The 13,748-nt window shown below is 75.0% G+C and carries 9 protein-coding genes and 1 tRNA gene; 7 read left to right on the top strand and 3 right to left on the bottom strand.

Going from position 1 to position 13,748, the window contains the following annotated elements; translation table 11 throughout:
* The first annotated feature begins 105 nt into the window (after positions 1–105).
* Positions 106–189 (top strand) — tRNA-Leu (locus AB2U05_RS16225).
* A gap of 76 nt (positions 190–265) precedes the next feature.
* Here AB2U05_RS16225 and AB2U05_RS16220 read toward each other — a convergent pair.
* Positions 266–1,414, bottom strand: coding sequence for a sensor histidine kinase (locus tag AB2U05_RS16220; RefSeq protein WP_045697037.1), 1,149 nt, complete (start codon positions 1,412–1,414; stop codon positions 266–268).
* Between the two features lie 7 nt (positions 1,415–1,421).
* Complete coding sequence (locus AB2U05_RS16215) at positions 1,422–2,072, bottom strand: response regulator transcription factor (protein ID WP_244178796.1); 651 nt, start codon at positions 2,070–2,072, stop codon at positions 1,422–1,424.
* A gap of 446 nt (positions 2,073–2,518) precedes the next feature.
* On the opposite strand from AB2U05_RS16215, the gene AB2U05_RS16210 reads away from it, so the two are divergent.
* Together AB2U05_RS16210 and AB2U05_RS16205 are read left to right on the top strand one after the other, a co-directional pair.
* Entirely contained in the window at positions 2,519–4,234 is a 1,716-nt protein-coding gene (locus AB2U05_RS16210; RefSeq protein ID WP_341846008.1) for a phosphatidylglycerol lysyltransferase domain-containing protein, read from the top strand.
* 302 nt (positions 4,235–4,536) lie between these two features.
* Positions 4,537–5,241 (top strand): hypothetical protein, encoded by a 705-nt coding sequence (locus AB2U05_RS16205; protein ID WP_157882116.1) that lies wholly within the window; start codon positions 4,537–4,539, stop codon positions 5,239–5,241.
* Positions 5,242–5,296: 55 nt separating this feature from the next.
* Here the strand turns inward: AB2U05_RS16205 and AB2U05_RS16200 are convergent, their stop codons facing one another.
* Positions 5,297–8,059: a SpoIIE family protein phosphatase gene (locus AB2U05_RS16200; protein WP_369183565.1), complete on the bottom strand. Its 2,763-nt coding sequence runs from the start codon at positions 8,057–8,059 to the stop codon at positions 5,297–5,299.
* A 279-nt stretch (positions 8,060–8,338) separates the two neighbouring features.
* Between AB2U05_RS16200 and AB2U05_RS16195 the strand changes: the two genes are divergently transcribed.
* From AB2U05_RS16195 to AB2U05_RS16180, 4 genes are all read left to right on the top strand, one after another.
* Complete coding sequence (locus tag AB2U05_RS16195; RefSeq protein ID WP_063773508.1) at positions 8,339–9,550, top strand: rhodanese-like domain-containing protein; 1,212 nt, start codon at positions 8,339–8,341, stop codon at positions 9,548–9,550.
* Positions 9,551–9,569: 19 nt separating this feature from the next.
* Complete coding sequence (locus AB2U05_RS16190) at positions 9,570–10,274, top strand: DUF5819 family protein (RefSeq protein ID WP_369183564.1); 705 nt, start codon at positions 9,570–9,572, stop codon at positions 10,272–10,274.
* A gap of 119 nt (positions 10,275–10,393) precedes the next feature.
* A complete protein-coding gene (locus AB2U05_RS16185; protein ID WP_369185959.1) occupies positions 10,394–11,557 on the top strand; it encodes an HTTM domain-containing protein in 1,164 nt (387 codons plus the stop codon).
* Between the two features lie 9 nt (positions 11,558–11,566).
* Complete coding sequence (locus tag AB2U05_RS16180; protein WP_369183563.1) at positions 11,567–13,678, top strand: FUSC family protein; 2,112 nt, start codon at positions 11,567–11,569, stop codon at positions 13,676–13,678.
* Positions 13,679–13,748 lie beyond the last annotated feature (70 nt).

The following is a 13,748-nucleotide window of genomic DNA, read 5'->3' as shown; positions in this document are numbered from 1 at the left end:
TGCTACTGTTTTCCACGTCGGAAGGGAGGCCGGACCGGGGAAACGCGAAGGCCTTACGGTACCGAGCGGATCCGCGGATCGGTCGGCAACGAAGACAACACCCATGCGCGGGTGGCGGAATAGGCAGACGCGCTGGATTCAGGTTCCAGTGCCCGAAAGGGCGTGGGGGTTCAACTCCCCCCTCGCGCACAGCGAAGCCCCGCAGATCTACGGATCTGCGGGGCTTTTTTGTTCCCCGTTTCCGCCTCGCGGCGTGCTCCGGTGCTCAGGAGCGGGTGGCCGGGAGTTCGGCGCGGACCTCGAAGCCGCCGTCCTGGGTCGGGCCGGCGGTGAGGGTGCCGCCCAGCAGCTGGGCGCGCTCGCGCAGGCCGACCAGGCCGTGGCCGCCGCCGGGCAGCGTCTCGGCGGGGTGCACCGGGGGTGCCTCGTTGCGGACCTCGACCCGCAGCCGGCGGCCCTTCGCCCGGACCTTCACGTGCACCACCGCGTCGGGGGCGTACTTGGTGATGTTGGTGAGCGCCTCCTGGACGGTCCGGTACGCGGCCCGCTCGACGGCCTCCGGCCACGGGCGGTCGCCGGGGTTCAGCTCGGCGTCGGCGGCCAGCCCGCTCTGCTCGATCAGCCGGGGCAGGTCGGCCAGCCGGGGCTGCGGGGCGAGCGGGGCGTCCTGCAGCGGGCCGCCGGTGCCGCGCAGCACCCCGACCATCTGGCGCAGCTCGTCGAGGGTGCGCACGGACAGTTCGCGGATGGTGCGGGCGGTGGAGGCGGCGGCCGGGTCGGCGGTGCTGACCTGCAGCGCGCCGGCCTGGATGCTGATCAGGCTGACCTGGTGCGAGACCACGTCGTGCATCTCGCGGGCGAGCCGGCCGCGCTCGCTGATCAGCACCCGCTCGGCGAGCAGCCGGCTCTCCCGCTCCTGGCCGCGGGTCAGCTCGTCCAGGCGGGCGGCCAGCTCGTGGCGGGTGCGGGAGAGCAGGCCGGTGGCGGCCGGTCCGGCGGCCAGCATGACGGCCTGGATGGCGTCCAGCGCGGCGGCGCGGCTCAGGTCGAAGAGCTGGTCGGGCAGCGGCCAGTGGAAGTACTCGACCAGGGTGAAGAGGGCGGCGCAGGGGAAGACCAGCCGGGGGTTGGGCCGCTCGGCGGCCACCGTGTAGACGGCGGTGATCGGGGCCAGCCAGATGTCCTCCACCCAGCTGCCCGGCATGGTGAGCAGCAGCACGGTGACCGGGAAGCGGCGCCGGAACAGCAGGGCGACGGCGGCCAGGGTGGAGAGCGTGAGCTGCCACCAGGTGGCGTCCCGGGCCACCAGGGCGGCGTCCAGCAGGGAGTAGAGGACGGGCAGCGTCAGCATCAGCCAGGTCGAGGTGCACCAGGCCGGCAGCCGGCGGGAGGGCAGCTGGTCGGCGGCCGTCATGCGGCCGTCATGCCCCGTCGTTGGGCTTGGGCCGGACCAGTCCGGCCCGGTGCGCGACCACGGCGGCCTGGACCCGGTTGGCGGCGCCCAGCTTGCCGAGGATCGCGCTGATGTGGTCCTTGACCGTTCCGGTGCCGAGGAAGAGCCGGTCGGCGATCTCGGCGTTGGACAGGCCCTCGCCGAGCAGGGCGAGCACGTCGAGTTCCCGGCCGGTGAGGGTGCGGGCCAGCGCCGTCGCCTCGGCGTCCGGGCCGCCGCCGTCCACGTAGCCGCCGATCACGGTGCGGGTGACGGTCGGGGAGAGGATGTTGCCGCCGGCCGCGAGCACCCGGACGGCGTGCACCAGCTGCTCGGGGGCGGTGTCCTTGAGCAGGAAGCCGGAGGCGCCGGCGCGCAGGGCGGTGCCGATGTACTCGTCGGTGTCGAAGGTGGTGAGCATCGCCACCGCGGGCGGGTCGGGCAGGGCGCGCAGCCGGCGCAGCACCGAGATGCCGTCGAGGTCCGGCATCCGGATGTCGAGCAGCACCACGTGCGGGCGCAGCCGCTGGACGTGCTCCTCGGCCTGGCCGCCGGAGCAGTCGCCGACCACTTCGAGGTCGGGGGCGGAGCCCACGATGAGGCCGAGGCCGGAGCGGACCAGGATCTCGTCGTCGACGATGAGCACGCGGGTGGTGGTGATGGTGCCTCCTCGGTTCGGGCGGCCGGCCGGGGCGGTCCGCGTGGGTCGTTCCGAGGGTAGGGGTAGGAGCGGGGGCGTGCCGAACGCGTGGCGGGGTCCCACCCCCGCCGTTCGGCGGGGGTGGGAATCCGCTACCCGGTTCACGTAATTCTCACGTCCGGTGCGGAACCATGGATTTGGCTGCCTCTTCGTCGGCCTGCTCCCCGTGGGCGGTCCGCGCGGGCGGCCGGTCAGACCACCGGGCCGTGCGGGCGCCCGGAGCCGGGCCGTGTGCGGATGCGCCCCACCACCTGATCGTTTGGAATTGAGCTGTGTCGTCCACTGTGAAGTCGGAGCCGTCCGCGCCGCCCCAGGAGCCCCGGCACCCCGGTGCACTCGACCGCTGGAGCCCGCGGGCCGCCTCGGCCTGCGTCTGGTACCTCCGGCTGCTGGCGCTGCTGAACATCTCGACGGTGCTGCTGGTGCCGTGGCGCAACCAGGTCAGCGAGCACAACGAGGGTGAGTACTTCACCCCCTACCTGATGACCTCCGGCCTGGCGGCCGCGGTGCTGTCGATCTTCCTCGCGGTCGCGATGCGGCGCCGCAAGCGGGCCGCGTGGATCTTCAACGCGGCGCTCGGCAGCCTGTTCGCGGTGCTGTACGTGCTCGCCATGGTGGTGCCCGGGGAGCGGTTCAACCACCACCCGCTCAACTACATCTCGACGGTGCTGACCTGCGCGTTCGTGCTGGCGCTGTGGGTCGGGCGGAAGGAGTTCACCTCCAAGGGCGACCGCTCCAACCCGAAGACCGCGGCGGCCACCTTCGTCGGCGGGCTGGCGTTCGGCGGCGGTGTCGGCGCGCTGCTGGTCTGGTCGACGAACGCGCTGACCGGCGCGGGCTTCTGGGACCTCTTCCGGTACTCGGTCGGCCGGATGATCACCATCACGCCGACCCAGCACCTGCGCTCGGTGATCTCCGCGCCCACCTGGGTCGACGCGGCGATCAACGCGATGGGCGCGGTGCTCTTCCTGCTGGTGCTGTACGTGGCCTTCCGCAGCCCGCGCGGCAAGGAGCTGCTGACCGCCGAGGACGAGGGGAAGCTGCGGGCGCTGCTGGACAAGCAGGGCGAGCGGGACTCGCTCGGCTACTTCGCGCTGCGCCGGGACAAGGCGGTGATCTTCTCCCCCAGCGGCAAGGCCGCGGTCACCTACCGGGTGATCGGCGGGGTGTCGCTCGCCTCGGGCGACCCGATCGGCGACCCGGAGGCCTGGCCGGGCGCGATCGACGCCTGGCTCGCGGAGGCCCGCGAGCACGCCTGGGCGCCGGCCGTGATGGGCGCCTCCGAGGAGGCCGGGGTGATCTACGCCCGGCACGGGCTGGACGCGCTGGAGCTGGGCGACGAGGCGATCGTCGAGCTGGACGAGTTCTCGCTGGACGGCCGGGCGATGCGGGTGGTCCGCCAGGCGTACAACCGGGTCAAGCGGGCCGGGTACACGGTGCGGATCCGCCGGCACGAGGACATCTCCGAGGCGGAGATGGAGCAGCTGGTGGCGAAGGCCGACGAGTGGCGCGACGGGGCGACCGAGCGCGGCTTCTCGATGGCGCTGGGCCGGCTCGGCGACCCGGGCGACGGCCGCTGCGTGATGCTGGAGTGCCACGACGGGGACGGCGAGCTGAAGGCGCTGCTGAGCTTCGTCCCGTGGGGCCCGGACGGGCTCTCGCTGGACCTGATGCGCCGGGCCCGGGACACCGAGAACGGCCTGATGGAGTTCATGGTGATCGAGATGCTGCAGCGCGCCGACGCGGTGGGGCTGAAGCGGGTGTCGCTGAACTTCGCGATGTTCCGTTCGGTCTTCGAGCGCGGCTCGAAGCTCGGCGCCGGGCCGGTGCTGCGGCTGTGGCGTTCCGTCCTGGGCTTCTTCTCGCGCTGGTGGCAGATCGAGTCGCTGTACCGCGCGAACGCCAAGTACCGGCCGATCTGGGAGCCGCGCTACCTGCTGTTCGAGAAGAGCAGCGAGATCCCGCGGATCGGCATCGCGAGCGCGCGGGCCGAGGGCTTCATCGTCGCGCCGAGCCTGCCCGCCCTGTTCCGTCGCCGGCACGCGGGGGCCGCCGTGGTGGCGCCCCGGGTCCCGGTGGCGGCACGGGACGGGAAGGGGTAGCCCTCCGCCGGGGGGCGGAGGGGGGCCCGGGGGCGGGGGCCTCCGGAACCGGCCGGAGGGGGTGTTCTCGGCCGGATGGGGGTGCGGCCGGGAGGCGGCTCTCCCCCCAGAGGATGACGCCGATCCCCTTCCGAGCCGATGTGGATTTGTTAACGGCCTTCTAATGTTGGGATAGCCGAGAAAAAATTTCGGGGACTTCGAGAGAAACGGTTGTGATGGACAGGACCCACGCGGGGGGCGTGCGAAAGGGGCCGCTGGCGTACGCCAGATCGGCCGCTGTCGCCGAGTGGGGAACGTTGTTCGTGGCGGTCCGGGACGGCGTGGTGCGCAAGAAGTTCGCCGCCGTGCCGCTGGCGACCGCGGCGACGTTTCTGATCCTGCTGTTCAGCATCGTCCAGCACCTGCCGGGCGGCGAGCGCTTCGTGAACCACATCGGGGTGGTGAAGGCGGCCCTGCCGCTGGAGGTCTCCCTGCTGCGGACGCCGTTGTCGCTGTACGTGCCGGCGCTGGACCTGCCGGTCTGGGGGGCGCTGGCCCAGGTGTTCGTGGTCTTCGCGATCGCGGAGATCGTGCTCGGCCGGCGGATGACCCTGGTGGTCGCCTACGCCTGCACCCTGGCGGGCACGCTGTTCGCCCGGGTCGGGGTGGCGGTCGGGCCGGGCCACGTGTTCGGCTTCCCGAAGTGGGTCGCCTACGTGCGGGACACCGGGCCGTCCGCGGCGGTGGTGGCGCTGGCGATCTGCATCGCGTTCCGCTGCCGGGCCTGGTTCACCGCCGGCCTGGTGGTGGTGCTGATGGTCGGCGAGGCCGTCGTGCTGCCGAACCTGGCCGGCCTGGAGCACGTCGTCGCGGTGATCACCGCGCTGCTGATCGCCGTCTCGGTGGAGGTGTTCGGGGACTTCTGGCCCCGGGTGCTGGCCGGGGTCGGGGCCGCCACCTCGGTGGCCACCGCCGCCTCCCGGGAGGTCGCGGAGGCGCGCCGCCCGGCCGGGGCCGTCATTCCCTGAGGGGGCCTGTCGCTGCGCTGTCGGCCGGGTGTCGGACGCTGTCCGCACCCGGCCGTCAGGCGTGCGGGAGGGGCAGTTCGAACCAGACGACCTTGCCCACCGCCTTGCGGGCGGTGCCCCAGCGTTCGGCGAGCTTGGTGACCAGGGTGAGGCCGCGGCCGGTCTCGCCGAGCTGCTCGGCCGGCTCCAGCGAGGGCAGGTTGTGGTTGTCGTCGCTGACCTCGACCAGCAGCTTGTCCACCCGGATCAGCTGGAGCTGGACGCGGTCCCGGGCCACCCGGACGGCGTTCGTGACCAGCTCGCTGACCAGCAGCTCGGTGGTGTCGCTGAGCGCCTCCAGGTGCCAGGCGGCCAGCTGCTCGCGGACCAGCGAACGGGCCCGGCGCACCTCGCGCTGGTCCACGACGAGGTCCCAGGTGGCCACCTCGGACGGGGCGACCCCGTCGAAGCGGGCCACCAGCAGGGCGACGTCGTCCTTCCGGTCGTCCGAGTGCAGCCGCTTCAGCACCACGTCGCAGGCCTGCTCGGGGCTCTGCCGGGGGTCGATCAGGTTCCCGCACAGCGCCGCCAGGCCGGCTCCTATGTCCCCGCCCCGGACCTCCACCAGGCCGTCCGTGCACAGCACCAGCATCGAGCCGTCCGAGACGTCGATGGTCTTGGCGACGAACGGCACCCCGCCGACGCCGATCGGCGCGCCGGCCGGGATCTCCAGCAGCTCGCCGCGGCCGTCCGGGTGCACCAGCACCGGCGGGACGTGGCCGGCGCTGGCCAGCTCGCAGGTCCGGTTGATCGGGTCGTAGACCGCGTACAGGCAGGTGGCGAGGTGGTCGTCGCCGAGCTTGTGGGCCAGGTTGTCCAGGTGGCGCAGCAGCTGGCCGGGCGGGAGGTCGAGGGCGGCCAGGGTCTGCATGGCGGTGCGGAAGCGGCCCATCGCGGCGGCCGAGTGCAGGCCGTGGCCCATCACGTCGCCGACCACCAGGGCGACCCGGCTGCCCGGCAGCTGGATCGCGTCGAACCAGTCGCCGCCGACCTCGGCCTTCGGATCGCCGGGCAGGTAGCGGTGGGCGATCTGCACGCCGGGGATCTGCGGCGGGCGGGTCGGCATCATCGAGCGCTGCAGGGTGGTGGCGACCCGGGCCTCGGCGCGGTGCAGCCGGGCGTTGTCCAGCGACAGCGCGGCCCGGACGGCCAGCTCCTTGAGGGTGGCGGCGTCGCTCTCGTCGAACGGGTCGCGGTCCGGCAGCCGGAGCAGTTTGAGGATGCCCAGCACGGTGCCCCGGGCGGACAGCGGGACGACCAGCATCGAGCGGCCGGAGACCACCGGGGCCAGCCGGGCGTCGCCGAGCGCGCTCGCGTAGTCCACCGCGACGTCCGCACTGACCGCCGGGACCAGCACCGGCTGGTTCAGCTGCAGGGCCATCCCGGGCGGGGTGCGCCGGGGCATGCTGACCAGCGAGCCCTCGGCGAGCACGTGGTCCCAGACGCCGCCGGTCTCGTTGCAGACCAGGGCGACCCGGCGCAGGATCGTGTCGTCGTCCGGGCGGGCGACCGGCAGCTCGGAGTCCGAGATCAGCCCGTCCACCAGGTCCACGCAGGCGAAGTCGGCGACCCGGGGGACGAGCACCTGGCACAGCTCGCGGGCGGTGAAACCGAGGTCCAGGGTGGTGCCGACCTTGCCGCCGACCTCGTTCAGCAGGGCCAGCTGCTCGCCGGCCTGCCCGTTGGTGAGGAACGGGCCGAGCCGGCCGGCCGGCGGGTTCTCCGGGCACGCGGGGGCGGCCGGGACGGACGGGGCCGCCGGGGCCGCGGGTGCGGGGACGGCCGGGTGGCCGGGGGCGGGCGGGGTGGCGGCGGCCGGCTCGATGGCGGCTCCTCCTCGGGTGTCTGGACCTGCGGTCGGTGCGGTCGGTGCGGTGGTCGGTGCGGCCTGCGGTGCCGTGGGCGACGCGGCGTGCGGTTCGGCGGCCGGGCGCTGGGCGGGCAGCGAGCCGGGCGGCCGGCGGCCGGCCGAGGGCTCGGGCGGGGCCGGCGGGCCGATCCGGGCGGCGCGCTGCTGCGGCGTCGGGTAGCGGCGGCCGATCGCGGTGGCCGCGTGCGCCGTGCCGCCCTGGGCCTCGGCGGGCAGCACCGGCAGCACGGTGGCGGCGTCCAGCCGCAGGGCGGGCAGGCCGGCGGCGTCCAGCACGTCGAGCAGCAGCGCTCGGCGCTCGGCGGGGGCGGGCGGCAGCAGCCGGGCGAACTGCGCGTGCATCGGGGAGGCGCCGGGCGCGGTGAGGACGGCCGTGAGCCGGTGGAAGCCGCCCCGGGCGGACGGGGTCGCGGCGAACGGCAGCAGCCGCTCGCCGAGCGCCAGCCGCGGGCCGGCCGTGCGCAGCGGCCGGGCGTCGGCGGCGAGGGCGAGCAGGCCGCCGGACGGGTCGCCCGCCGGGTGGCCCAGCGGGTAGGCCCACCAGAACACGTCGCGGACGTGCTCCTCGCGGTCGACGACCGGGATCCGGCCGGCCCAGGGGCCGCCGTGGGCGGTCAGTGCGGCCAGCGTGTCCAGGGCGTCGCGGCGGCGGCCGGCCGGGCCGGCGGGGTGCCCGGGGGCGGCGGCCGGCTCGGCGGCGGGCAGCAGGCCGGCGGCCGGGCGGTCGTGGACGACCTCGGCGCGGTGCCCGAACAGCTCCTCGGCGGTCCGACTCCACTGGGTGATCCGCCCGGCGCGGTCGACCAGGACGAGGGCGAGCCGGACCAGGGCGGCCACGCCGGTCGGGTGGTCACCCGGCACGGTCTCGGCGCCCGCCGGACGCGGTGTGGAGTTGGACTCGGCCACCATGGATTCGGTCTGCTCCCGCCTGGCCGCCACGCCTGGAGGCGGCCCGTCACTCCGGAGGAAGGCACGCTGTGCGGATACCAGCGAAGCACGGACCGGGCCGGGCTCGACACCGAAACGGGGAGATTCATCAGTATCGGTTGCGTGTCGTACCGCGCGCGCCGGTGCGCACCCCGGGTTCACCCGGACGGCGCTGCCGGGGGCGAGGGTAGGGTGGCAGGCCGGGCCGCCCGAGCGGGCGCCCGGCAGGACGCAGCCGGCCGGACGAGACAGAGGCGAAGAGTGAGCGCGCAGAGCCCCGCCCGCTGGACGGATCCGGAGCAGTCGGAGCTGGAGGAGCGGGTCGCCGCCGCCGAACTCGCCTGGCTGACCATGGACGTCGACGTGCAGACGCTGCGCGTCGAGATCGACAACTTCGCGCTGATCCACCACCAGCTGCTCGGCCCGCTCTACGCCCGGCTGGACGAGCTGGACGCGCTCGTCGCCGAGGCCGTCGCGGCCCGCACCGGCCGGCCCGAGGACCGGCGGCGGGCCGCCGAGGCGCGTCGGCAGGTCGAGGAACTGCCGGACCTGGACGCGCTGTTCGACTCCGTGCGGGAGGTGCGGGAGAAGTCCGGGCAGGACGCGGACGCCGTACCGCCGCCGCCCGCCGCGCCCGCCCGGGTCCGCCCCGGCAAGGACGCCCAGCGGATCTACCGCGACCTCGTCCGCCGCGCCCACCCCGACCTGACCACCGACCCCGGCGAGCAGCAGCGCCGGGCGGCCTTCCTGGCCCGGGTCAACGAGGCCTACGCGTACGGCGACGCCGCCGCGCTGGCCGGGCTGGCCGCCGAGTGGTCCACCGCGCCCGAGGCCGCGCCCGCCGTCGACTCCCCCGACCGGCTCGACTGGCTGCGCCGCCGGCTGGACTGGCTCACCGCCAAGATCACCGAGACCGCCACCGAGCAGGTCCGGCTGGAGCAGACCCCGATGGGCCAGCTGCTCGCCCTCGCCCCGCAGGACCCGGACGGTCTGCTGGAACAGCTCGCCGAGGAGCTGCTGGCCAAGGCGGCCGAGCGGCAGGCCGAGCTGGAGCGGCTGCTGGGGCCGTCCGGCGACCCGTCCGGCCGGGCGGGCGCGGTGGGCGACAATGGCACCGAGTCGACCGAGACCCAGGAGAACCAGACGATGTTCGCGCAGATCCCCGCCACTGACGCCGCCGCCGTGCCCGCCGACGCCGCCCTGCTGGACGTGCGCGAGCAGGACGAGTGGGACGCCGGCCACGTCGAGGGCGCGCTGCACATCCCGATCGGCCAGGTCGTCGCCCGGATCGGCGAGCTGCCGGACGAGAAGCTGTACGTGCTGTGCCGGGTCGGCGGCCGCTCCGCCCAGGTCGTCCAGTACCTGGTGCAGCAGGGCCGGGAGGCCGTGAACGTCGACGGCGGGATGTACGCCTGGGAGGGCGCGGGCCGTCCGATGGTGAGCAGCACCGGGCAGCCGGCCTTCGTCCTGTAGCGGTCGGCCGGGGGAGGGCATGACGGAGACGACGGACCGGGCGGCGGGGGACCGCCCGACTGCGGACCACCCGGCGGGGGACCACCCGGCCCGGGACCGGGTCTGGTCGGCGCCCGCGCAGCTGGTGCTGGGCCTGGCCGCCGCCGTGCTGACGGCCGGCACCGGGCTCTTCCTCGCCGCCGTGTTCCTGCACGTCGCGCCCGCCAACACGCTGTCCCGGCAGTACCGCGACCAGATCGACGGCGTGGTCTACCCCGAGTTCGAGCAGAACTGGAAGCTGTTCGCGCCCAACCCGCTGCAGCAGAACATCACCGTGGACGCCCGGGTGCGCACCGTCGCGGACGGCGGCACCACCCGCACCCGCGACTGGACCGGGCTGACCGCGCAGGACATCGCCGCGATCCGGGGCAACCCGGCGCCCAGCCACGTCGACCAGAACCTGCTGCGCCGCGCGTGGGACTTCTACGACGGCTCGCACGACCCGCAGGACGAACGGCCGACCGGCACCCGCGGCAAACTCGCCGAGCAGTACCTCAAGCGGATCGCGCTGCAGCGGATCGGCCGCGAGGTGGACGGCGAACGGGTGCTGGAGATCGAGTTCCGGATGACCGCGACCACCGTCGCGCCGCCCGCCTGGAGCGGCGAGGCCGAGCCGCCCGCGCCGAAGGTGCGGGAGCTGCCGTGGTGGCCGGTGGCCGACGAGGACTACCGGGGGCTCGGGTGAGCGAACCGGCGCGTCGGGTGGCGGAGCAGCCGCGGCTGCTGGACGGCATCCCCCGCCAGGGCCCCGAACCCGGTGTCGGCGTGCCCGCCGCCGCGCCTGCCGTCGCGCGGTCGGCCCCGGTGCCGCCCGCGCCGGGGGTACGGGAACGGGCGGGCCGGGCGGTCTGGCAGGCGCTCGCGGCGTTCACCGGTCGGGCCCTCGGCCCGCACCAGGCCGCGGCGGTGCGGATCGGCTTCGGGCTGGTCTGGCTCGCCTACCTGCTGCGCGAGTGGCCGCACCGCCGGGTGCTGTACGGCGACCTCTCCCCCTGGTCGATGCCCCTGGCCGAACGGCTGCTCGCCGAGAACGGGGCGTTCACCGTGCTGCCCTGGTTCGGCGGCCGGCTCTGGTTCGAACTCGTCTACCACCTGGCGGTGTTGGCCGCCCTGGCGGTGCTGCTCGGCTGGCGGACCAGGGCCAGTGCGGTGCTGTTCCTGGTCACCGTGCTGTCGCTGCAGAACCGCGACGTGTTCCTCGGCGACGGCGGCGACAACGTCGTCCACCTGATGGCGGTCTACCTCGTCTTCACCCGCTGCGCGCAGGTCTGGTCGCTGGACGCGCGGCGACCGGCGGGCCGGGGCGGGGTGGTGCTGTGGGCCGTCCTCGGCGCGCTGCTGGCGGCCGCTCAGTTCGGCGGCTCCGCCGGTGACGCGCTGACCTGGACGGCGACGAGCTTCCCGTACGTCGGGTGGTCGCCGCTGTTCTGGGGGCTGTGGACGGTGGCCGGGCTGTGGTGGGCGCTCGGGCGGCTGCGGCCGGACGGCGAGATCCGGGCGGTGCTCGACGCGCTGGCGAACATGGTGCACAACTGCGCGATGGCGGTGATCGCCGCCGAGGTGGTGCTGATCTACGCCACGGCCGGCTGGTACAAGGTGCAGGGCTCGCGCTGGCAGGACGGCACCGCGCTGTACTACCCGCTGCACCTCGACTACTTCGCCCCCTGGCCCTGGCTGTCCGGGCTGGTCGGCTCGGCACTGCTGCCGGTGTTCCTGATCTCGTACGGGACGGTGATCCTGCAGGTCGCCTTCCCGTTCACGCTGCTCAACCGGCGGGTCAAGAACGCGCTGCTGGCGCTGATGATGGCCGAGCACCTGGGGATCGCGGTGGTGCTCGGGCTGCCGGTGTTCTCGCTCGCGATGATCGCGGCGGACTCGGTGTTCCTGCCGACCGGCGTGCTGCTCTGGCTGGCCGCACGGGCGGACCGGCTGCGCCGGTGGCGTCCAGCGGGGGATGCCGCGACCTAGGATGTCGCTATGTCCTGGTTCGCCGCACTTCGTGACACCGCGCGGACCGGGCTCACCCTCGACCGGGCGCTCACCGACCCCAAGCGGGCGCTGCGCGGCGCGGTCGCCGTCGCCCTGGTGCTCTTCCCCACGCTGGCGCTCGGCGGGCCCGCGCTCGCCACCTCGGCCGCGATGGGCGCCTTCATCGCCGGGACGGCCACCTTCCAGCGCAGCTTCCGGCCCCGGGCCAGCCTCGCCGTCGCGGCCGGACTCGGGCTCGGCACCAGCACCTTCCTCGGCTACCTGGCCGCCGGCGTGTACGGGCTGTTCCCGGCGCTGCTCGCGGTGTGGGCCTTCGGCGCCGGGCTGGCCTGGGCGATCGGGCCGACCGCCGGGGTGGTCGCCGCCAACACCGTCTCGGTGATGCTGGTCGTCGTCCAACTCCCGGTCAGCGCCGCGGCCGCGCTCGGCCACGGACTCGTCGCCGCCCTCGGCGGCGTCACCCAGGCCGTCGTCATCACCCTGTGGCCGATCGGCAGTTGGACCGCCCAGCGGTCCGCCCTCGCCGACACCTATGCCGAACTCGCCGACTACGCGCGGCGGTTGCGGCAGGATCCGACCGCGCACGTGGACCCGGCGCCGTTCATGACCGCCCGGCACGCCGCCGCCCTCACCCCCTGGCAGGACCGCCACCGGCCGCCCGAGCTGCGCGGCCTGCGCGGCATCGCCGAACGCATCCGCCCCACCCTCGCCGCGCTCGCGGACCCCAAGGTCGGCGCCCCCGAGGAAGGGCCCGGGCGCGACCGGGCCCGGGAGGTGCTGGCGGCCGCCGCCGAGGTCATGGACGCCCTCGCCCGGGCCGTCCGCACCGGCGACCCGCTCCGGCTGCCCCGCTCCGCGCCCTCGCTCACCGTCGTCGGCGCGGAGGACGGGCCACGGCTGCAGGGCGCCGCCCGGCACTCCGCGCGGCGGCTCGGCGGACTGCTGCGCAAGGCCGCGGACGCGCTCGACCGCGGCGACGAGGACACCATCACCACCCCGGTGGTCGGCGCCGGCGGGGCCCTGCACAAGCCCCCGCTCTCCCGGATGCTGCCCGTCGCGCTGCGGGCCGTCCGGCGCCAGCTCCGGCCGCGCTCGGCGATCTTCCAGCACGCCGTCCGGCTCGCCGGGGTCGTCACCGTCGCCTACCTGCTCGCCCGGCTGGCCGGCTTCCACCACGGCTACTGGGCGCCGCTCACCGCCGCCATGGTGATGCGGCCCGACTTCGCGCAGACCTACAGCCGCGGCGTCGCCCGGCTCGCCGGGACGGTCGTCGGCGTCGCCGTCTCGACGCTGGTCGTGCAGCTCGCCCACCCCGGGCACTGGGTGCTCGCCGCGCTCGCGGTGCTGTGCATCGGCGCGGCGTACCTGACGCTGAAGACCGGGTACGCGCTGATGACCGTCGGGATCTCCTCGTACGTGGTGTTCCTGCTCGGGCTGCAGGCCGGGGACCCGCTGGTCACCGCCTTCGAACGGGTCGGGCTGACGCTGCTCGGCGGAACCGTGGCCCTGCTGACGTACGCGCTGTTCCCCACCTGGCAGACCGCCCGGCTCGGCGAACGGCTCGCCGAGTGGCTGGCCGCCGCCGGGCGGTACGCGGCCGCCGTCGTCGCCTGCTACGAGACGCCGGACCGGCCGCGCGGGCGGACCGTGCGGTCCGCGCTGCTCGACTCGCGGGAGGCGCGCTCCGAACTGCTCCAGGCGATCCAGCGGGCCGACGCCGAACCCGGGCGGCACGAGACCGGGCTCGCCGGCGTGACCAGGCGCCAGGTCGACCGGGCCCGGGCCGCGGTCGGACACCTCGGGCGGGTCGCGGTGCTGCTGGAGGCGCACCTGCCGGCGGCGGACGCGGAGCCGGTGCCCGGGACGGCGGAGTACGCGGAGGAACTGCGGCTCGCCACCGCGCTCGCGGCGGGGGCGCTGCTCACCGGGCGGCCGGTGGAGTTCGGTGCGGTGCGGGACGCGCAGGCGCGGCTGGAGGAACGGCTGGCGGCGGGGGCGCCGGGGGTGGAGCGGGACGTGGTGCGGGCGGGGACGCGGCTGCTGGGGCAGGCGCTGCGGGACCTGGAGCGGGCGTTGCGGGGGAGTGCGAAGGGGGTGTGAGGCGGGGTGGGTGCGGGTCGGTGATCGCTGCCGCCGGACGCCGCAGTGAGTAGGGCACTGGCGGGGTGAC

Source organism: Streptomyces sp. Y1, assembly GCF_041053115.1.
In the GTDB taxonomy this organism is placed as follows: domain Bacteria; phylum Actinomycetota; class Actinomycetes; order Streptomycetales; family Streptomycetaceae; genus Kitasatospora; species Kitasatospora rubellomurina.
This window is presented reverse-complemented; position numbering and strand designations above follow the sequence as displayed.